A 19828-nucleotide genomic window follows, 5' to 3' on the forward strand; every position below is an offset into this window, starting at 1 on the left:
GACCGCCACGGGGACCAGGCTTCGGCCATTTGCCGCAGTTGTTTCTCTGTTGGCCGTTCCGAAAGGTCATAAAGAACGCGCGCAGCCTCCTGAAGTGCCAGGTCGCCCGGTGCAAAGACGTCCGCACGTCCCAGAGAAAACATGGCGTAAATCTCGGCCGTCCAGGCTCCGATGCCCGGAACTTCGGTCAGAGTTGTGATGATTTCCGCATCTGATGCTGAACGTAAGGCGTTGTAATCTATACGCGCCTCAGCCAAAGCGCGGGCATAGCGGATCTTCTGTCGGCTCAGGCCTGCGTTTCGCAAGTCGTCGTCGGTCGCCCACATGATCTTGCGCGGCCCAGTGAGTCTGGCCTGCCTAAGCCGGATCCAGATCGCGTTGGCTGATGCGACACTGACTTGCTGGCTGACAATCGCGCTCAGTAACTGCGCAAACCCGTCTGGCCTGCGACGTAGTGGCAGGGGACCCGTCAGTTCCATCGCACGCGCCATACGCGGGCATTGACCCGCCAGCCAGGCCGCCCCTTCGGCGACACAATCAGACGTTTCGATTATCCGGCCGGTGCTCATCCGGACACTCCGTTTCAAGGGACGCAACGTTTCACAGGTTAAGGTGCGCCACAGCACATTCAACCCGCTTGTGAACCTTTGGATTCGCCGGTACGGATCTGGCCATGACAATGGCGGCCCAATATCAAGACAACAGCCTTGCCAAAAGGAACGTGATCGTTCTGGTGGCAGCGCAGGCTATTTTGGGCGCGCAGATGCCAATGGTTTTCATTGTCGGTGGCCTGGCCGGGCAGTCTCTTGCCAGCAACCCTTGTTTGGCCACCCTGCCCATCTCGCTGATCGTTCTGGGCTCGATGTTGGCGGCCACACCGATATCCGCGATCATGCAGAAATGGGGCCGGAAAGCCGGATTTCTCGTCGGCGCCACCGCCGGTTCTATGGGCGGTGCAGTCGGCGCCTATGGCCTTTATCTTGGCTCTTTTCCGGTTTTTCTGGGCGGCAGCCTGTTGACCGGTGTCTATATGAGCGCGCACGGATTCTATCGTTTTGCCGCCGCTGACACGGCCTCTGACGAATTCAGACCCAAGGCGATTTCTTATGTGATGGCAGGCGGCTTGGCTGCAGCGGTTATCGGGCCGCAGATCGTAAAACTGACGTCGCAAGCCTATGTCGTTCCATTTCTCGGTACATATTTTGCGGTCATCATGCTGAATGTTATCGGCTCCGGGCTGTTTCTGTTCCTGAACATCCCCAAGCCTTCGGCACCTTCTGATGACGCGCCACGTGGCCGGACTCGGCTGGAGCTGCTTCGAACCCCGCGCATCGCCGTCGCCGTTATTTGTGCCATGGTGTCTTACGCCCTGATGAATCTCGTCATGACCTCAACTCCCCTTGCGGTCGTGGGTTGCGGGTTCTCTGAAAGCAATGCGGCAGACGTGGTGACCAGCCACGTCCTTGCCATGTACGTTCCCAGTTTTTTCACCGGGCATCTGATTGCGCGCTTCGGCGTGAAAAAGATCGTTTCCTGCGGACTCGCTATTCTCGCAGGTGCCGGTCTTGTCGCGCTGCAAGGTGTGAATCTTGGTAACTTCTTTGTCGCCCTCATCCTGCTGGGCATTGGTTGGAATTTCGGGTTCATCGGCGCGACCACGATGCTGGCTGGCGCACATGACATAAATGAGCGTGGGCGGATGCAGGGGCTCAATGATCTGCTGGTGTTCGGTGGGGTAACACTGGCATCCTTGTCGTCAGGCGGGTTGATGAACTGTTCGGGCGGCTCGCCGGTCGAAGGCTGGACAGCGGTCAACCTTGCCATGGTGCCGTTGTTGACATTGGCAGGTGGGTCTTTGATCTGGCTGACGCTGAGCGGCCGTGATTCCGTAAGGTGATCCGGACTATGATCACGGTTTGGGATGGGCGGCCGCCAGCCTTGGCAACGCGAAAACCGATCAAACATCCGTGAATAGCCAAGTTTCGTTTCGATGACCACGATCAGGAAGGTACCCTGATCAGATTATCCGTCTGTATTTCAGGGAGTTCGAAATGAACAAAGCCGCATTGCCGTTTTTGGCGCTTGCCTTCATGGGCCCAGCAGTTGCTGAAACCTATCATGTCGACCCAAGCCACACGGAAATCCGCGTATATTACAACCACGCAGGTATAACCGAACAATCCGGCGAGTGGACGGGAGTTTCAGGAACAATCGAATTCGACCCGAATGACGTCACCGCTACAATGGCGACCATCACGGTCGATGCCGCAAGCGTTTCGACAGGTGTCACAGCTCTGGACGACGATCTGAAAAGCAAGAACTTCTTTGAGGTGTCGGCGTTCCCCAAAATGAACTTCGTCTCGACGTCCGCAGTTCAGACCGGCGCCGATTCCCTCAGGCTGACCGGTGATCTGACCATAAGGGACGTGACGGCACCGATCATTCTGGACGTTCGCTTGACGTACATGGGAACCAACCCGATGGGCGCCTTTTTTGACTACTACAGCGGCGACTGGATCGGGGTGCACGCTACAAGTACCTTGCTGCGCAGCGACCTTGGTGTCGGGCAGTACGCGCCCCTGATTTCCGATGAAATCAGGCTGGAAATCTCGGCAGAGATGAAAGCGGGCGGCTGGAACTGATCTACCAACGACCGGTAGAAGCAATCCACATCAGTGATGCCCTTCGGTGAAACTCGCTTTGGCCAAGGGTCCCTTCCGAGACGCGGCGCGGTTCATTCAGCACCTGTTTCAGGATGGCCTCAGACTGCCACCCACACAACAGCGCCGGTCGTGCCTGCGTTGACACGTCAACACGACGTTGGCGGGCGCGGTGCAACCGGTCCAAAGCCAGTTGCGCCAGAGTCTGGATACCTTTCGTTGTCCCATCCAGCAAAGGGATGCGTCCGCGCACCTCAAGCTCTGGAATGGCCCGAAACCAGTTCGCTACGCCAGTGGCAAAAGCATAGTCGCGCACAACATCTTCTTTGGCTCCTCCCAGTATACGGGCGGCGACCCAGACCAGCGTACCAGTGCTGTGATCAAGATAAGTGGCGAAATGCTCAGCATCCACAAAGGCATCTTTATATATATCCCACCGCCTTACCGCGACATATTCATCCATTTGCCCGGCCAGATCGGCAGGCAGGATCAAGGCCAAAGGCGTCACCACCTCGTGCCGCTTGACAGGTCTCCCCTTTGCAATTGCTTCCAAGGCGTCACGCCACCATTGCAGGCGCATCTCCGCAATCATCGGCTCTTGCGTGACCCAAGGCGCGCGGGCGACCTCGACGTTCAGAGCATAAAGCGGAAACAGCACCCGACGCGCGTCGACCGGTGCTGCCATGGTCGCTAGAAACCGATCGGGATCGGCCCGTTGCACCAACGCGGCGCACGCGTTCAGGTCGTCGTCAAACGTCACGTCCTACTCCGCCGCGCTTGCCTGCGCGCCACAATCGCGTACCAGTTTCCACTGGATCGCTTCGAGCAACGCCTCGAACGAGGCATCAACTATGTTGGCGCTGACACCCACCGTTGACCAGCGCCGCCCCTTGCCGTCCTCGCTGTCGATGATGACCCGCGTTACCGCCTCAGTTCCGCCCTGGGTGATACGCACCTTGAAATCGACCAGATGCATGTCATCCAGGATCTCTGAATACCGTCCCAGGTCCTTGGCGAGCGCCTTGGCCAGCGCATTCACCGGCCCCCGGTCGCTGCCATTTTCGTCAAGGGACTCGCTTACCGACAGTTTCTTTTCACCGTCAACTTTCACCACGACAACGGCCTCGGACAGGCTGACCATCTTGTTGTACTTGTTCTTGCGGCGCTCAACGGTGACTTTATACCGCTTGACCTCGAAAAACTCGGGAAGCTGCCCCAGCTCCTCTCGCGCCAGCAGCTCGAACGAAGCCTGCGCGGTGTCATAGGAATAACCCTCGGCCTCGCGCTCTTTGATCCGCTCCAGAATCCGTCCCAGGGTCGAGTCGCCAGGCTCAACCGCCAGTCCGGCCTCGTTCAACCGTTTTCGCAAGTTAGACTGACCGGCCTGGTTCGACATCGGGATGACGCGGGAATTGCCAACTGTCGAGGGGTCCACATGCTCGTATGTCGACGGGTCCTTGAGTATGGCGCTGGCATGCAAGCCCGCCTTGTGGGCAAAGGCCGACGCACCCACATAAGCCGCCTGTTTGGTCGGTACCCGGTTCAGGATTTCATCCAGCATCCGGCTGATCCGCGTCAAACCGGCAAGCGCTTCGTGGCTCACACCGGTTTCGAAGGTTGAAGCGTAAGGTTCCTTGAGCAACAGCGTCGGGATCAATGCGGTCAGATTGGCATTGCCGCAGCGTTCGCCCAACCCGTTCAGAGTACCCTGAATCTGCCGCGCGCCTGAATCCACGGCCGCGAGCGAACAGGCCACGGCGTTTTCGGTATCGTTGTGCGTGTGGATACCCAGCCGATCACCGGGAAGACCGGTAGCAATCACTTCGGCCACGATCCGCCCCACCTCGGAGGGTAATGCGCCGCCGTTGGTATCGCATAGCACCACCCAGCGGGCCCCCATCTCCAGCGCGGCGCGACAGGTCGCAACGGCGTAATCCGGATTGTCTTTATAGCCGTCAAAGAAATGCTCGGCGTCAAACAACGCCTCGCGCCCCTGCCCCACGATATGCGCCATCGAGGCCCGGATATTCTCGATATTCTCCTCCAGCGAAATGCCAAGCGCATGAGTCACGTGATAGTCATGCGCCTTTCCGACCAGACAGACCGCCTGAGTACCCGCATTCATAACTGCCGCAAGAACATCGTCGTTTTCCGCCGACCGACCCGACCTTTTGGTCATCCCAAAGGCCGTCAACCGCGCCTTGGTGGTCGGAGCGGCATCGAAAAACGCGCTGTCGGTCGGGTTCGCACCGGGCCAGCCGCCTTCGATATAGTCGATGCCCAGAACATCCAGCGCCTGCGCAATCCGCATCTTTTCAGCCGTCGAGAACTGCACACCCTGCGTCTGCTGGCCGTCCCGAAGGGTGGTGTCGTAGAGATAGAGGCGTTCAACCATTTAAAACCCTCCCGGCGTTCAGACTGCTCATCCCACCGCCTCCAGCTTGGAGGCATCAAATCCCGGCCCCGGCACCAGCTCGATGCCGGCCTTGCTCATCCTCACTTCCAGCCCGGCCGCAAGATATTCCGCTTTCAAACGGTCCACTTCGGCAAAGTCCTTGCTCGCCATCGCTTCGGCCCGCGCCTCAGCCAAACGCGCTTCATGTTCCGAAAGATCAATGGTCGAGGCAGAAGCCCAATCCGGCACACAGTCCTCCATTAACCCGAGGAACTGAAGCGAATAACGCAGGGTGGCGACATCGTTGGCAAGCGACAGTTGGTGCAACTCAGAGATTGCGCCAGCGGTGTTCAGGTCTTCTGCCAGGCATTCGATGATCTGCGGATGTGGTTCACCCAACCCTGTGCCCTGCGCCGCCTGCGCATAGAGTTTCCTGAGGGTTCGCTCCGCCTCGCGCGCCTTCTTCTCGGTCCAATCCATCGGCTTGCGATAGTGCGTCGACAGAAATACGAACCGGATCACCTCGCCCGGAACGCCCTGTTCCAGCAGGTCGTGAACGGTAAAGAAATTACCCAGCGATTTGGACATCTTCTTGCCTTCGACCTGCAACATCTCGTTGTGCATCCAGACATTGGCGAACCGTCCCTCGGGATGGGCACAGCAGCTTTGGGCAATTTCGTTTTCGTGGTGCGGGAACATCAGGTCATTGCCGCCACCATGGATGTCAAAGCTTTCCCCCAACAACTCATAGCTCATGGCCGAGCATTCGATATGCCAGCCCGGCCGCCCGCGGCCCCAGGGGCTGTCCCAACCCGGCAGGTCGTCGGTCGAAGGTTTCCACAATACAAAGTCCATCGGGTTTTTCTTGTAGGGCGCAACCTCGACCCGAGCACCCGCGATCATGTCGTCGACGGACCGGCCGGATAGCTTGCCATAATGTTCTTTCCACGAGTCCACAGCAAACAACACATGCCCCTTAGCGGCATAGGCGTGGCCCTTTTCGATCAGCACCTCGATCATCTCGACCATCTGGCCGATATACTGGGTTGCGCGTGGCATGTGATCGGGCTCCAGCGCACCCAACTGGCCCATATCATCCAGAAACCACTGAGTCGTTTCGGCGGTGATGTCACCAATCTTGCGTCCGGTTTCGGCTGCCCGCGCATTGATCTTGTCGTCCACGTCGGTGAAGTTGCGCACATAGGTCACGTGATCAGGGCCATAGACATGGCGCAGCAACCGATAGAGAACATCAAAAACCACCACCGGCCGTGCATTGCCCAGATGCGCCCGGTCATAGACGGTGGGGCCACAGACATACATCCGCACATTGTCGGGGTCGATCGGAACGAATTCTTCTTTCTTCCGGGTCCGGGTATTGTGCAGTTTGATCGTGGTCATCGGGTCTAGTCCTCAACAGCATGCGCAAGCGCCTTGGCGCGGGCTTAGCAACTTGTCTCAGGGATGAAAACGAAAGAAACCGGCCCGCCTGAAAGTTCAGCAGGTAATGCAGCAGATAATGATGCAAATGCTCCGGTTCATGAGTTCTGGATACCTCGCAAGTTCGCCCAGATCAAGTTGCCGCTCAAAACATGCGAACTACTGCCCGCTATGCTAAGCTGCTCAGCAGGTCTTTTGTCAGGAGCGAGGAATTTAGCCAATGTTCACGAAGGGACCCCTGTTCGATACCTTGCCGCCCGGCTTGCAGCGGCAAATCAAGGAAGCGAATGCCAAATACACCAGCAGTGAAGTGAAGAACTTGGACAAGGAATGCGCCAAGCTGGTCATCGACCTCCGGGTGAAACAAAAGAAATTCGACACCGACGTCAAAAAAAACCTGAACGAACTCGACACGGCCATTACCAGAGTCGAGAATCAGCGCGGTGCTCTAGTAACCTGCACAACACAGATTTATGGGCATGAGAAGATCATCGCAAAGCACATGACGGCGTTGAAAAAAGCACATGCGGCAGGTGACGTTAAAAAGTGCAAGACAATTGAAGACAAAATCAAAAAACAAACAGAATCCTATCACAAAACCATGAAGGAGGCGTCCAAGATATCGTCATCGATCGAAACCGACCTGGCAGACGCCGTCAAGTTGATCGAAGCTTTCAAAACCGTTGCCAACATCATCCCGGTATCGCGCATGGTAATCAAATCTACTCTGTGAAGATCAAACCTGGGCACCACACAAGCATATCTTTTTTTGAGTTTCCCAATCCGTCCTCGTGAGATTGACGAATCAAAGCGGTCCTGCCCCTCTCTGTCGAATTACCAAGGGAGCGGATCATGAAACTGTCACATCGAATTACTCATCTGACCGGAGGTGGTTCGGATGGCTGGGAGGTTTTCTATCGGTCACGCCGGATGATTGCCGAGGGAACATCGGTGACCGAACTGACAATCGGTGAGCACGACATTCGCACACACCCTTCGATACTCAAGGTCATGAACGATTCGGCGCTTGGTGGGCATACCGGGTATGCCATGGTGCCGGGAACAGCGTTGTTACGCGATACCGTAGCCGCACGGGTGCAAGCCCGAACAGGCGTGGCGACGACACGAGACAACGTGTTGATCACACCGGGTGGTCAAGCGGCGCTGTTTGCCGCCCACACTGCGGTCTGCAATCCCGGCGATACGGCTCTCTATCTCGATCCCTATTACGCAACCTATCCCGGCACCATTCGCGGCGTGGGTGGCGTTGCAAAGGCGGTCAAGACCCGCGCCACAGACGCCTTCCAACCCCGAGCAACGGATATTGATTCAGCGGCAGAAGGCGCCGTTTCCCTTCTGATCAACTCCCCAAACAATCCTACCGGTGTGGTTTATTCCCGCGAGACGATCAATGCGATTGCCGAAGTCAGCAAAGCCAGAGATCTATGGCTGATTTCGGACGAGGTCTATGACACCCAGGTCTGGAAAGGTGAACATGTCTCACCTCGCTCCCTGCCCGGTATGGCCGAACGCACGCTGGTTGTCGGGTCGATATCAAAATCGCACGCGATGACCGGGTCACGCTGCGGCTGGATCGTGGGGCCAAGCGACGTTATCGGGCATCTGATTAACCTTGCCACACACACGACTTACGGCGTGCCGGGATTCATACAGGACGCAGCCAGCTATGCACTGGCTGCGGGTCAAGAGCTGGAAGACGAGATTTCGGCCCCTTTCCTGCGTCGCAGAGCCTTGGCGCAAGAGATATTGGCGCGTCAAAACGCGATTCTCCCAGTGCCTTCACAGGGGGCCATGTATCTTATGCTCGATATCCGGGCGACCGGGTTGAGTGGCGAATCTTTTGCAAATGCGTTGCTGGACACCCACAGAATCGCGGTCATGCCCGGAGAGAGCTTTGGGCAAGCCGCAGCAGGGCATATCCGCGTTGCAATGACAATCGAGGACGCGGCATTTGTACGCTCGCTGGAACAAGTTTGCAGATTCGCTGCCACGCTGACGCAACAACGTGCGGCGGTGTGATTGTCGGAGAAGGTCAGAACCGGAATGTTGTTCGTAGATTGAAGGTATTTGTCCCAAAATCGCCTGACGCGCCGTTCAAGTCCTTGAAGTCGTGATGCAACGCCTCGCCGCTGATTACCAGCCGGTCAGTGATGGGGTATGCAACGCCAATGCCATAGACGGCCGCGTTATCGCTGTTGCCCGAGGTATGCGCACGCGCTGCTCCAAGGACGACATAGCCCAGGGCCGAGCCGAAATCATAACCGCCGCGCAGCTTAAGACGGCTGATATCGTCAATATCCCCACCCCCGGCACCCAGATTGATGTTGGCATAGTTATATTCCAGTTCGCCACCGACCACGAACCTGCCGAAATCGTAGTCGTAGCCGATATGAGGACCGAAATTGAAGTCATTCCCGCCAAGGCTTCCCGGCCCGGTCGCATCCGTATAACCGAAACTGAATCCGCCATACACACCAGTCCAGTCCTCAGCCGTTGCCGGTGTGACAAAACCGAGCAACAGGATTGCCAATGCTGCGGAGATGACTTTCATCTTCCTTCCTTCTGGTCCTCGGCATCGCATGACCGCGATGCCGAACTTTCCAAATCTTCAACTACTTACGTGGGCAACCTGCCCGGGGCTTTCAATACAACGATGCAAATCACCGACCTTTGCTTCAACCATAACAGATTCGGTAATCACCGTGGGTAAATTCCTGTAAACCGACCAATTTCGTAGTCGCAAACAGAACAGATCGAGTCGCGCACATAGGCCTAATGTCCTGACAGGCGTGGATGGAGAAATTAATGCAGGGCGAGCAGTCGAAAATCTGCTTGGTTAGTCGGACGATCGGCGCCGACCGGGGCCGTGCCGCGCGTGGAAGGCCGTGAAAGCTGTTTTCATTCAGCACCTTCCACAACACTACACGGAAAAAAATTTATGAACGATCAATCCCGTAGCTCCTCTCGCAGCGGTGGCCGTGCAGCCCGTCGCGCCGCCCGCGCAACCTCTCTTCCCGAACATATGCGCCCCGTCCGCCCGGGTCAGGAAGGCGGCTGGCTGAAACCTCTGACGCAAGAGGGAATGGAGCGCATTCACCGTGCGGCGCTGGACGCTCTGGAACAAATTGGCCTGGCCGATGCGCCGCAAAGCGGCATCGATTATCTAGTGAATGCCGGATGCATCCTGGGCGACGATGGCCGCATTCGCTTTCCCCGCGCCCTGGTCGAAGACACGATTGCCAGGGCCAATCGGTCGGTAACTCTTTATAGTCGCGATGGAAAAACCGATCTGAACCTGTCGGGCAACCGTGTCCACTATGGCACTGCGGGCGCTGCGGTTCACATGGTGGATGTCGAGGGGCGCAACTATCGCGACTCGACCGTTCAGGATCTGCACGATGCCTCACGGATCTGCGAAAACCTGGAAAATGTCCATTTTGTACAACGCCCCATGGTATGTCGTGACATTTTGGACAATCGCGAGATGGACCTGAACACGATCTACGCCTGCTGTTCGGGAACGTACAAACACGTCGGAACGTCGTTCACCGATCCCAGCTATGTCGCCCCGGCGATGGAAATGCTGCACATGATCGCGGGCGGCGAGGACAAATGGCGTGAGCGGCCATTCGTGTCGAACTCGAACTGCTTCGTCGTGCCACCGATGAAGTTCGCCACCGAAAGCTGTCAGGTGATGGAGGAGTGCATCAAGGCGGGCATGCCGGTGCTGCTGCTGTCTGCGGGCATGGCGGGTGCGACCGCCCCTTCGACAGTTGCCGGCGCGATTACACAGGCCACCGCCGAGTGCCTGGCGGGTCTCGTCTATGTGAACGCTGTCAAACCCGGCGCGCCGGCGATCTTTGGCACCTGGCCTTTCGGGCTGGATTTGCGAACGGGTGCGATGACGGTCGGATCGGGAGAACAGGCATTGCTGAGCGCGGGCTGCGCGCAGATGCACAAGTTCTATGACCTGCCCGGCGGCGCGGCTGCGGGGGCATCGGATTCCAAGATGCCCGATATGCAGGCCGGGTGGGAGCAGATGTGTTCGAACGTCATGGCCGGGCTGTCGGGGCTGAACATGGTCTATGAGGCGGCAGGCATGCATGCCTCGCTGCTGGGTTTTTGTCACGAGTCACTCATTCTGAGCGACGATTTGATCGGACAAGCCTTGCGCTGTGTACGCGGTATCGAAGTGACCGACGAAACTCTGGCGCTGGATCAGATGGCCGAAGTTTGCCTTGGCGGCCCCGGCCACTATCTGGGCACCGACGCCACACTGAGCCGGATGCAGATCGACTATGTCTATCCTGCGCTTGGTGACCGAACCTCGCCCAAGGAATGGGCGGAACGCGACAAGCCCGACCTTATTGCAAAAGCGATAGCACGCAAGGAAGCGATCCTTGCCGAGCGGTCTCCGGCCCGGTTCGACGCGACATTGGACGCAAGCATTCGCGCCAAGTTCAACATTCACTTGCCGTCGTAACCTGTTGAAAAGAAGCAGCCGGAGCGATCCGGCTGCCCTATTTGCGTGTGAGTTACCCGTCGGTTGCGGGTATCAGACCTGCCTGCTGCGCCACGGCAACTTCGTCGCGATCCAGCGCGCCGTCACCATTGGCGTCCATGGTCGAGAATTGATCGGCACCAATCTCGGGAAAGACGGCCTGCATTTCTTCGATTGTCAGAACACCGTCGCCATTGGAATCGGCACCGGATTGAGCAAAGGCGATGGTCGGGATACTGACGACCAGCGCGGCCAGATATTTCAGGGTCATTGCGGTTTCTCCTGATTAAAAGGAATTGTTGACGTCCGGACGAAGCCAACAAAACCGCTATCCCGTTCTGTGTCAGCACCGACGCCCTTGGCGGGCAATTTCAAGCCAAAGCCCGCGAAAGCCGCCAGAGTCGTTCAGCAGCGTTCCGCACAACTGACGGTGGATTGACCTTGTCGGCAATTCTTCCCTTACGGAAAAACCGAAAAGTGGCGCGATCTGGCCGATCATTTCGGATTGAAAACAGAAAAAAGGGGGCCGAAGCCCCCTTGTCGAGTTTCGCCGTCCAGGCTCATTACATTGACCGCCCGGTGTTTTTTTGCCTGCGGCCTGGACGTCGTCCAGGGCGAGCGCACCCGCCCCATGTGAGAGTGGGAAGGACCGATATTCCGTCCCACCCTGTTCCGGCCGAACATGGGCATGTTCCGCCGAGTGGGATGACGCGTCACGGGTAAGTCTTGGACTTGACTGTCATCCCGGGTGTGGTCGGGACCGGATCACCGAGGGAGATCCAAGCCCCTACACGCCGTCGCCGGCGCGATTCAGTTTAGAGGGTCACGAGCACCCGCTCGTGGATCCACAGGTGTTGCACTTCATGCAGGTGCCGTTGCGCACCAGCGTGTAGTTGCCGCATTCGCCGCAGGGGTCGCCCTCGTATCCCTGCATCTTGGCCTTGGTGCGGGCGTCCATGCCGGTTGCGGTCACGGTTTCGCTGACCACGACGGTTTCAGTCGCCTGCGCCTTGAACCCGGCCGCCGGCTCAGCCATGCCGCCAAAGGCGCTGGCACCGCCGTTGAACACCACCAGTTCTTGCGGCAACCTCTTGCGCAGATATCCCGTCGAACTGATTTGTTTCAGCACTTCCAGTGACTTGGAAGCCGCACTTTCACTAACCTCGGCAATGTTAGAGACGTTTTCATCCTCGCCCCGGCCCAGATCGTCAAAGGTGGCGCCCTCGGGCTTTACATGGGCCAGATCGGTGCGGTCGAGATAGCTGACCGCCAGTTCGCGGAAGATGTAGTCAAGGATCGACGTTGCGTTCTTGATCGAGTCGTTGCCCTGCACCATGCCTGCCGGTTCGAACTTGGTGAAAGTGAAGGCGTCAACGAACTCTTCCAGCGGAACACCGTATTGCAGGCCGACCGACACGGCGATGGCGAAGTTGTTCATCATCGCACGGAACCCGGCACCTTCCTTGTGCATGTCGATGAAGATTTCGCCAAGCTGACCATCTTCGAACTCGCCCGTGCGCAGGTACACCTTGTGTCCGCCCACGATCGCCTTTTGGGTATAGCCCTTGCGGCGATGCGGCAGCTTTTCGCGGTGGCTGCGGATGATTTCCTTGACCACCACCTTTTCGATGATCTTTTCGGCCAGCGTCACCGCTTTTTCCTGAGGCGAGCCGCTTTCCAGAATTTCGGCGGCTTCATCGTCGTCCTCGACCAGGGCCGCGGCCAGCGGCTGGCTGAGTTTTGAGCCGTCGCGATAAAGCGCGTTGGCCTTGATCCCCAGCGACCACGACAGCTCATAGGCTTTTTGACAATCCTCGATGGTCGCGTCATTCGGCATGTTGATCGTTTTCGAAATCGCGCCTGAGATGAAGCTTTGCGCAGCAGCCATCATGGTGATGTGGCTGTCGACATTGAGGAAACGCTTACCCTTCTTGCCGCAAGGATTGGCGCAATCGAAGATCGCATAGTGCTCGGGCTTCAGGTGCGGTGCACCTTCAAGGGTCATGGTGCCACAAACGTGGTCGTTGGCGGCCTCGATATCCTTGCGGGTAAAGCCCAGATGGCGGAGCAGATCGAAGGTCGGGTCGTTCAGCTTGGCCGCAGGAATGCCCAGAACACCGGTGCAGAACTCTTCGCCCAGTGTCCACTGGTTGAACACGAACCGGATGTCAAAGGCCGATTCCAGCGCTTCGTCCACCTTGCGCAGCTCGTTCGGGCCAAAGCCGTGGCCTGTCAGCGAAGTGTGGTTGATCCCCGGCGCGTTGCCGATGGTGCCGTGCCCGACGGCGTAAGACACGATTTCCTCGATCTGGGCCGAGGTGTAGCCCAGTTTCTCAAGCGCGGAGGGAACCGAGCGGTTGATGATCTTGAAATAACCGCCGCCGGCGAGTTTCTTGAATTTGACCAGCGCGAAATCCGGCTCGATCCCGGTGGTGTCGCAATCCATCACCAGCCCAATCGTGCCCGTCGGCGCAATCACCGTGGCCTGCGCGTTGCGATAACCGTTCTGCTCGCCCAGGCTCAGCGCTTCGTCCCAGGCGGACATGGCCAGATCAATCAGGCGCTTGTCGGGGCAGTTGGCATGATCCAGCGGCACCGGCTTGACGGCGAGCTTTTCGTAACCCTGGGTCACGCCTTGCGCCGCACGGCGGTGGTTGCGGATGACGCGCAGCATGTGATCGGCGTTTCGTTCGTAACCGGCGAATGGCCCCAGCTCGCCCGCGATCTCTGCCGAGGTGGCATAGGCAACTCCGGTCATGATCGCGGTCAGCGCGCCACAGATCGCGCGGCCTTCGACCGAGTCATAGCTGTAGCCCATGTTCATCAGCAGACCGCCGATATTGGCGTACCCCAGACCCAAGGTACGGAAATCATAGGACAGTTGCGCAATTTCCTTGGACGGGAACTGCGCCATCATTACCGAGATCTCCAGCGTCAGCGTCCAGAGGCGTGCTGCGTGCATATAGTCGTCGGCCTGGAACACGCCATCCTTGAGGAAGGTCAGCAGGTTCATCGATGCCAGATTGCAGGCGGTGTCATCAAGGAACATGTACTCGGAACATGGGTTCGAGCCGCGGATCGGGCCGTCTGCCGGGCAGGTGTGCCATTCATTCACGGTGTCATGGTACTGGATGCCCGGATCGGCGCAGGCCCAGGCGGCATGGCCGACCTTTTCCCACAGGTCCCGCGCCTTGACGGTCTTGGCGACCTTGCCGTTGGTGCGGTTGATCAGCTCCCAGTCGGCATCTTTTTCGACCGCGGTCAGGAATGCGTTGGTGACGCGGATCGAGTTGTTCGAGTTCTGTCCCGAGACAGAGCTGTATGCCTCGCTGTCCCAGTCGGTATCATAGGTCGGGAATTCGATGCTGTCGTGGCCCTGCTTGGCGTAATCCAGCACGCGCTTGATGTATGTTTCCGGGATCGCGACCTTTTTCGCTTCGCGGATCGCGGTTTTCAGGCTGTCGTTTGTATTGGGATCATAAGCGTCATCAGCTGTGCCGTCCCAGCTGCGGATGGCCTCGAAGATACCGTTCAGCATCTTTTCGTGCATTTTCGATCCGGCTACGATCGAGGCCACCTTTTGCTCTTCGATCACTTTCCACTCGATAAACTGTTCGATGTCGGGGTGGTCCGCATCGACAATCACCATCTTCGCTGCCCGACGGGTGGTCCCGCCTGATTTGATCGCGCCCGCTGCGCGGTCGCCGATCTTTAGAAAACCCATAAGACCCGAGGACTTGCCACCGCCAGACAAAGCCTCGCCTTCGGCGCGCAGGTGGCTGAAGTTGGTGCCCGTGCCCGAGCCATACTTGAACAGGCGCGCCTCGCGCACCCACAGATCCATGATCCCGCCTTCGTTCACGAGGTCATCATCGACCGACTGGATGAAACAGGCGTGCGGCTGAGGATGCTCGTAGGCGGATTTCGATTTGGTCAGCTTGCCGGTCTTGTAGTCGACATAGTGGTGCCCCTGCGCCGGGCCATCGATGCCATAGGCCCAGTGCAGTCCGGTGTTGAACCATTGTGGGCTGTTAGGTGCGGCGCGCTGGGTCGCCAGCATGTACCGCATCTCGTCGAAATAGGCGCGCGCATCGTCCTCGGTCGAGAAATAGCCGCCTTTCCAGCCCCAATAGGCCCAGGCGCCTGCGAGACGATCAAAGACCTGCTTGGACGATGTCTCACCTTCGAACTCGGCCCCGTCGTCCGGCACCGAACGCCAGAGGAATTCGGGGACGTCCTTTTCCTTGACCTTCTTCAGCCGCGACGGGACGCCGGCCTTGCGGAAGTATTTTTGTGCAATCACATCGCTGGCGACCTGGCTCCAGCGGGCAGGAACTTCGATGTTGTCGAGACGAAAGACAATGGTGCCATCCGGATTTCGGATTTCGGAGGTTGCGGACACAAAATCCAGATCCGCATATGCATCCTGACCGGTCTTGGTGAATTTTCTTTCAATCTTCATGTCCGCCGCCCTAGCTTCTCAATCAACATGTCCCCGACCGATCGGCCGAATTATCTTCCTGCGGGTGCTTGCCCACCCTGGAAACCGGTTCGAGACGCCAAAGAATTCCCGGCGCTGAAATTCACAGCGCGAAGTCGATCACCGACCACACGTTTCCTTGAATTGCTTTCCGTCCCTTGCCCGTTGCCTTTCTGGTCATTACCTACCAGATTTAGTGGCAACGCATCCGGCCCACACAATTTGGCGTATATATCCATAGAAGGTCAACGCCATTTTTGGCCCAAATTCGAATCTTTTTTGTTGACCCCCCAATTCACTCTCGCCCGGCCCGGCGACGTATCCGATTCCTCCACAAGTTGTTCACAGGCCAATACGACCGTGTCCAAACGCCTTCTGCGATTTTTTTCTTTGTTTTCAGGTCGGGTTATGTCGCGTACTGTTCGTGGCAGATACCGTCGAAGGCTCTGACAGGGTTCCGGGAATCACTATCGCCTGGCGATGCGGATGGTTCCATGCGCGGTTGATGACCTGTGACCTGAATTGGACCGTCGACCCATGCGCGCAGTTTGTTTCCCCTTGTTCATGACCTTGATCGTGGCCTGTGCACCACAAGATATAGAGACATCGCGCAGCGCTTCTTATCCGGAATACCCCGAATCTCTCATCCGGGCGTTCGAGGCCGCATGTTCGGACACGGGCGAAAGAATTCTTCGCCCCAGCCGCACCTCAATTGAGTGCAGACAGTTGATGCCGCCCCAAACGACGGCCTATCTCATCCTCACATATGACGGCACGCCCGAGAAATTGCCGGAAAGCGTGATGCGCATGAGTGTCACCGAAATATCCGGCGGTCATCGGGTCGATACCGAGTTTTTTCTGGATATCCCGCGCAAGGATCGTGGCGTAACACGGGTCAGGATCGAAAGCGACAGGTTGGATCGAAAAGTTGCGCGACTGCTGCGGGCAACTGGTGGAACTTCTCTCTGACTGAAGTGTGGTCGGGGCGGCAGGATTCGAACCTACGACCCCCTGTACCCAAAACAGGTGCGCTACCAGACTGCGCCACGCCCCGGACCGTGCGCCTTCCTAGCGATGTGTTTCTGATTTGAAAAGACCTAACAGGGCCAGATTGCGGGCCCACCCGAAAAAATTTCGTGCCGCAAGCGGGTTCCCGGCGAAATTCCATAACGACGGGCCAGCCCAGCATTGATTTCGAACACCGCATATATGTCATCACCGCCAAAGATCGCGGTTTCGTCATGGGGGATTGCGTTCTCGTGAACCCGTTGCACGATACCGGTTCGATCAACGAAAATCATATCCAGCGGAATCAACGTATTCTTCATCCAGAACACGACCGGTTGCGGCGGGTCGAACACGAAAAGCATGCCCGAGCGATCCGGCATCTCTTCGCGGAACATCAGACCTTTGGACCGTTCCTGAGGTGTCACGGCAAGTTCGATGTTGAAGCGGATCTGAGAGGTGTCGTTCTTGAGGTCAAGCACCGTCGGCGCGCATTGCGCCAACGCGGTTTCGGCCCGGAGCGCCAGAAACAGCCCCAAAAACAGGAGTAGTTTCTTCAACACCGCGGAATCAATGGTCGACGGCCGCTTCCCAGGCCAGAACCTGGGCCGCCATTCGACCACGTTTACCGTCGATCACCCGCATGGCAAGCGCTTCGCCCGGCTGAAGATCGGAAAGCCCCGAACGGCGTAGGACTTCGATATGCAGAAACACATCCTCGTCACGACCGAATACGTTGGCAAAGCCAAAACCCTTGCCCTTGTCGAACCATTTCACACGCGCGGCTTCCAGCGGCGCCTGTTCAATCGCATCCGGTGAAAGGTCTGCAAAATCGGAAAGCAGCATCGATTCGGCCCGTTCGGGCGGTGCGATGGCAACAACCTCGACGGCCTGCACACCCCTGTCGGTGCGGTGGGTCATAATCTCAATGCCCGCCCCGTCGGCGACCGAACTCTGGCCAAAGTTCCTAAGTACGTTCACGTGCAACAAGATATCCGGCCCGCCTGCGTCGGACACGACAAATCCGTACCCCTTGGCGGGGTCGAACCATTTTACGTGTCCGCGGACTCGTTGCATGTTGTTCAAATCTTCCGGCACTTGCTTCCCAACGTGACTTCTGCCCATCCCATAGGCTGACGATGTGTATGGAATTGGTTGGTAAATTCAAGCTGAAAAACTCTAGCCTTTTCAGCGTTCTGCATTTCACGACACGCAAACGTCATGGATTTAACCTCTGCACTAACCACTCTGAAGCCATATCCTGTCGACGCCACACGAACCGATCATGCAACCGAAACGCGCCATCTGCCCAGAACTCGATTTCAGTCGGGACCAACCGGTATCCGCCCCAAAACGGAGGGCGCGGTGGATTGGGACCCAGCTTTGCCGTCACCTTCGCCACTTCTGCCATCAGGGCCGCTCGGCTGGACAATGGTTGCGACTGGCGCGAGGCCCATGCGCCCAATCTGCTCTTGAGGGAGCGCGAAGCGTAGTATTCGTCAGCCATTGGCCCCTCTTCGCGGGAAATGGTTCCACGAACGCGAATCTGACGTCGCAGTGATTTCCAGTGTATCACAAAGGCCGCTTTTCCGGCAGTTTCCAGTTCCTTCGCCTTGGCGCTTTCATAATTCGTATAAAAAACAAACGCATCAGGCTCGATATCTTTCAGGAGAACCATGCGCACATTCGGCAGGCCACTCGAATCCACGGTGGACAGCGCGATCGCGTTCGGATCGTTCGGTTCTGACTGTTCGGCCTCGTGCAGCCACCGGCCCGCTATTTCAAACGGATCGGCACCGGCAAAGATGCCATCACGCTCGCTCATTTCCATCCCCTTGAACGACTTGGCGGTGACCCTACGGCGAGAACTCCGCTCAAGCAATAGCCAGCGGCCTTGAAGCAATCAGACCAATGGCATAAACCACATCAACACAACGCGACGACAGGCGGAGAACCGAACATGTCAAATCAGTTGATGGCCGGCAAGCGCGGCCTCATCATGGGACTGGCCAATGACAAATCCATCGCGTGGGGCATCGCCCGCGCCTTGTCCGAGGCCGGGGCCGAGCTTGCATTCTCTTACCAGGGGGATGCATTGAAGAAACGGGTCGATCCGCTGGCCGCACAGCTTGGCAGTGAAATTGTCCTGCCCTGCGACGTGAGCGACGAGGACTCGATCGATGCTCTTTTTTCGGCATTGGGTGAAAAATGGGGGCAGCTGGATTTTGTCGTGCATGCCATCGGATTTTCCGACAAGAACGAATTGCGCGGGCGATATGTCGATACCAGCCGGGCCAATTTCAAACTGACTATGGACGTGTCGGTCTATTCCTTCACCGCCGTTATGCAGCGCGCCGAAAAGCTGATGACTGATGGCGGCAGCGCAATAACGCTGACATATTACGGTGCCGAACAGGTGATGCCGCATTATAATGTCATGGGCGTTGCCAAGGCAGCGCTTGAAGCATCGGTGAAATACCTGGCCGAGGATCTGGGCAAGGATGGAATCCGCGTCAATTCGATCTCGGCCGGCCCAATCAAGACGCTTGCCGCATCCGGCATCGGCGACTTCCGCTATATCATGAAGTGGAACGAGTATAACTCGCCGCTGCGCCGCAACGTAACAATCGATGACGTAGGCAAGTCGGCGCTCTATCTGCTCAGCGATCTCAGCAGCGGCGTGACCGGTGAAAACCTGCACGTGGATTCGGGTTATCACATCGTCGGCATGAAGGCCGTCGATGCGCCCGATGTTGAAAAGGGATAACCGGCATGAGCGCCAAGGATCGACTGCCGCACGAAAAGGGCTTTCACATAAGCTGGGACCAGATTCACCGCGATTCCCGCGCACTGGCCTGGCGCCTGGACGGGCAAGGCCCGGATGACGGCGCGTGGCGCGCTGTGGTGGCAATCACCCGTGGCGGCATGGCGCCCGCGATGATCGTCAGCCGCGAACTGGATATCCGCACGGTCGACACGATCAGCGTCAAGTCCTATCACCATCAGGCCCAGGGTGAAGCCGAAGTGCTGAAATCGCCCGATGGCGATTTGATGGGGGATGGTGAAGGCGTTCTGATCATCGACGATCTGGTGGACAGTGGCAAAACGCTGGAGCTCGTGCGCAAGATGTATCCCAAGGCACATTTCGCAACCGTCTACGCCAAACCCAAAGGCCGCCCGATGGTGGATACCTTCATCACCGAGGTAAGCCAGGACACCTGGATCTTTTTCCCGTGGGACATGGCCCTGCAATATGTCGAGCCCTATCGCGGCACGGATTGAAACCGAGACGCGCCCAACCGGGCGCGTTTTTTTGGACCATCGGC

Annotated in this window: 18 protein-coding genes and 1 tRNA gene; 8 read left to right on the forward strand and 11 right to left on the reverse strand. The window is 57.7% G+C overall.

Features of this window, described 5'->3' with window-relative positions; translation table 11 throughout:
* A partial coding sequence (locus AC2FMY_RS16045) for a DNA-3-methyladenine glycosylase family protein (protein ID WP_496807706.1) occupies positions 1–569 on the reverse strand: 569 nt, incomplete at its 3' end.
* 104 nt (positions 570–673) lie between these two features.
* On the opposite strand from AC2FMY_RS16045, the gene AC2FMY_RS16050 reads away from it, so the two are divergent.
* Together AC2FMY_RS16050 and AC2FMY_RS16055 are read left to right on the forward strand one after the other, a co-directional pair.
* The gene (locus tag AC2FMY_RS16050; protein ID WP_496744431.1) at positions 674–1897 is read left to right on the forward strand and encodes an MFS transporter; all 1224 of its coding nucleotides are present in this window, start codon (positions 674–676) and stop codon (positions 1895–1897) included.
* A 154-nt stretch (positions 1898–2051) separates the two neighbouring features.
* Positions 2052–2642 carry a YceI family protein gene (locus tag AC2FMY_RS16055; protein WP_496807707.1) on the forward strand — a complete coding sequence of 197 codons (591 nt, stop codon included), beginning with the start codon at positions 2052–2054 and terminating at the stop codon, positions 2640–2642.
* Between the two features lies 1 nt (position 2643).
* On the opposite strand, the gene AC2FMY_RS16060 is transcribed toward AC2FMY_RS16055, so the two are convergent.
* The 3 genes from AC2FMY_RS16060 to cysS are packed head-to-tail and all read right to left on the reverse strand — an operon-like array spanning position 2644 to position 6456.
* Positions 2644–3420, reverse strand: a complete 777-nt coding sequence (locus AC2FMY_RS16060) for a squalene/phytoene synthase family protein (RefSeq protein ID WP_496807708.1) — start codon at positions 3418–3420, stop codon at positions 2644–2646.
* A gap of 3 nt (positions 3421–3423) precedes the next feature.
* On the reverse strand, positions 3424–5055 hold the full coding sequence (gene cimA, locus AC2FMY_RS16065) for a citramalate synthase (RefSeq protein WP_496807709.1): 1632 nt from the start codon (positions 5053–5055) through the stop codon (positions 3424–3426).
* A gap of 27 nt (positions 5056–5082) precedes the next feature.
* Entirely contained in the window at positions 5083–6456 is a 1374-nt protein-coding gene (gene cysS, locus AC2FMY_RS16070) for a cysteine--tRNA ligase (RefSeq protein WP_496807710.1), read from the reverse strand.
* Between the two features lie 259 nt (positions 6457–6715).
* Between cysS and AC2FMY_RS16075 the strand changes: the two genes are divergently transcribed.
* Entirely contained in the window at positions 6716–7228 is a 513-nt protein-coding gene (locus tag AC2FMY_RS16075) for a hypothetical protein (protein WP_496744439.1), read from the forward strand.
* 119 nt (positions 7229–7347) lie between these two features.
* Complete coding sequence (locus AC2FMY_RS16080) at positions 7348–8535, forward strand: pyridoxal phosphate-dependent aminotransferase (protein ID WP_496744441.1); 1188 nt, start codon at positions 7348–7350, stop codon at positions 8533–8535.
* Between the two features lie 13 nt (positions 8536–8548).
* Here AC2FMY_RS16080 and AC2FMY_RS16085 read toward each other — a convergent pair whose 3' ends face one another.
* The gene (locus AC2FMY_RS16085; RefSeq protein ID WP_496744443.1) at positions 8549–9067 is read right to left on the reverse strand and encodes an outer membrane protein; all 519 of its coding nucleotides are present in this window, start codon (positions 9065–9067) and stop codon (positions 8549–8551) included.
* Between the two features lie 387 nt (positions 9068–9454).
* On the opposite strand from AC2FMY_RS16085, the gene AC2FMY_RS16090 reads away from it, so the two are divergent.
* Entirely contained in the window at positions 9455–10999 is a 1545-nt protein-coding gene (locus AC2FMY_RS16090; protein WP_480750476.1) for a trimethylamine methyltransferase family protein, read from the forward strand.
* A 52-nt stretch (positions 11000–11051) separates the two neighbouring features.
* Here AC2FMY_RS16090 and AC2FMY_RS16095 read toward each other — a convergent pair whose 3' ends face one another.
* Positions 11052–11288, reverse strand: coding sequence for an EF-hand domain-containing protein (locus AC2FMY_RS16095; RefSeq protein WP_496807711.1), 237 nt, complete (start codon positions 11286–11288; stop codon positions 11052–11054).
* A gap of 552 nt (positions 11289–11840) precedes the next feature.
* Positions 11841–15479 (reverse strand): vitamin B12-dependent ribonucleotide reductase, encoded by a 3639-nt coding sequence (locus AC2FMY_RS16100; RefSeq protein ID WP_496744445.1) that lies wholly within the window; start codon positions 15477–15479, stop codon positions 11841–11843.
* 747 nt (positions 15480–16226) lie between these two features.
* Here AC2FMY_RS16100 and AC2FMY_RS16105 point away from each other — a divergent pair.
* Positions 16227–16466 carry a hypothetical protein gene (locus AC2FMY_RS16105; protein WP_480750473.1) on the forward strand — a complete coding sequence of 80 codons (240 nt, stop codon included), beginning with the start codon at positions 16227–16229 and terminating at the stop codon, positions 16464–16466.
* Between the two features lie 8 nt (positions 16467–16474).
* On the opposite strand, the gene AC2FMY_RS16110 is transcribed toward AC2FMY_RS16105, so the two are convergent.
* The 4 genes from AC2FMY_RS16110 to pdxH all read right to left on the reverse strand — a co-directional run bounded on the left by AC2FMY_RS16110 (position 16475) and on the right by pdxH (position 18327).
* A tRNA-Pro gene (locus tag AC2FMY_RS16110) sits at positions 16475–16551 on the reverse strand.
* Positions 16552–16594: 43 nt separating this feature from the next.
* Entirely contained in the window at positions 16595–17062 is a 468-nt protein-coding gene (locus AC2FMY_RS16115; protein ID WP_480750472.1) for a DUF192 domain-containing protein, read from the reverse strand.
* A 10-nt stretch (positions 17063–17072) separates the two neighbouring features.
* On the reverse strand, positions 17073–17600 hold the full coding sequence (locus tag AC2FMY_RS16120) for a cold-shock protein (RefSeq protein ID WP_480750471.1): 528 nt from the start codon (positions 17598–17600) through the stop codon (positions 17073–17075).
* A gap of 121 nt (positions 17601–17721) precedes the next feature.
* On the reverse strand, positions 17722–18327 hold the full coding sequence (gene pdxH, locus AC2FMY_RS16125) for a pyridoxamine 5'-phosphate oxidase (RefSeq protein WP_496807712.1): 606 nt from the start codon (positions 18325–18327) through the stop codon (positions 17722–17724).
* A gap of 135 nt (positions 18328–18462) precedes the next feature.
* Between pdxH and fabI the strand changes: the two genes are divergently transcribed.
* Complete coding sequence (fabI, locus tag AC2FMY_RS16130) at positions 18463–19269, forward strand: enoyl-ACP reductase FabI (RefSeq protein ID WP_480750469.1); 807 nt, start codon at positions 18463–18465, stop codon at positions 19267–19269.
* Positions 19270–19274: 5 nt separating this feature from the next.
* Positions 19275–19784 carry a xanthine phosphoribosyltransferase gene (gene gpt / locus AC2FMY_RS16135; RefSeq protein ID WP_480750468.1) on the forward strand — a complete coding sequence of 170 codons (510 nt, stop codon included), beginning with the start codon at positions 19275–19277 and terminating at the stop codon, positions 19782–19784.
* Positions 19785–19828: the final 44 nt, after the last annotated feature.

It is taken from the genome of Ruegeria sp. YKSE079, from assembly GCF_059612845.1.

Coding starts and splice junctions, on each gene's coding strand:
- AC2FMY_RS16105 (WP_480750473.1), top strand. CDS start 16,227: ATGCCGCCCCAAACGACGGCCTATCTCATCCTCACATATGACGGCACG.
- gpt (WP_480750468.1), top strand. CDS start 19,275: ATGAGCGCCAAGGATCGACTGCCGCACGAAAAGGGCTTTCACATAAGC.
- fabI (WP_480750469.1), top strand. CDS start 18,463: ATGTCAAATCAGTTGATGGCCGGCAAGCGCGGCCTCATCATGGGACTG.
- AC2FMY_RS16100 (WP_496744445.1), bottom strand. CDS start 15,479: ATGAAGATTGAAAGAAAATTCACCAAGACCGGTCAGGATGCATATGCG.
- AC2FMY_RS16050 (WP_496744431.1), top strand. CDS start 674: ATGACAATGGCGGCCCAATATCAAGACAACAGCCTTGCCAAAAGGAAC.
- cysS (WP_496807710.1), bottom strand. CDS start 6,456: ATGACCACGATCAAACTGCACAATACCCGGACCCGGAAGAAAGAAGAA.
- AC2FMY_RS16085 (WP_496744443.1), bottom strand. CDS start 9,067: ATGAAAGTCATCTCCGCAGCATTGGCAATCCTGTTGCTCGGTTTTGTC.
- AC2FMY_RS16055 (WP_496807707.1), top strand. CDS start 2,052: ATGAACAAAGCCGCATTGCCGTTTTTGGCGCTTGCCTTCATGGGCCCA.
- cimA (WP_496807709.1), bottom strand. CDS start 5,055: ATGGTTGAACGCCTCTATCTCTACGACACCACCCTTCGGGACGGCCAG.
- AC2FMY_RS16080 (WP_496744441.1), top strand. CDS start 7,348: ATGAAACTGTCACATCGAATTACTCATCTGACCGGAGGTGGTTCGGAT.
- AC2FMY_RS16090 (WP_480750476.1), top strand. CDS start 9,455: ATGAACGATCAATCCCGTAGCTCCTCTCGCAGCGGTGGCCGTGCAGCC.
- AC2FMY_RS16095 (WP_496807711.1), bottom strand. CDS start 11,288: ATGACCCTGAAATATCTGGCCGCGCTGGTCGTCAGTATCCCGACCATC.
- pdxH (WP_496807712.1), bottom strand. CDS start 18,327: ATGAGCGAGCGTGATGGCATCTTTGCCGGTGCCGATCCGTTTGAAATA.
- AC2FMY_RS16075 (WP_496744439.1), top strand. CDS start 6,716: ATGTTCACGAAGGGACCCCTGTTCGATACCTTGCCGCCCGGCTTGCAG.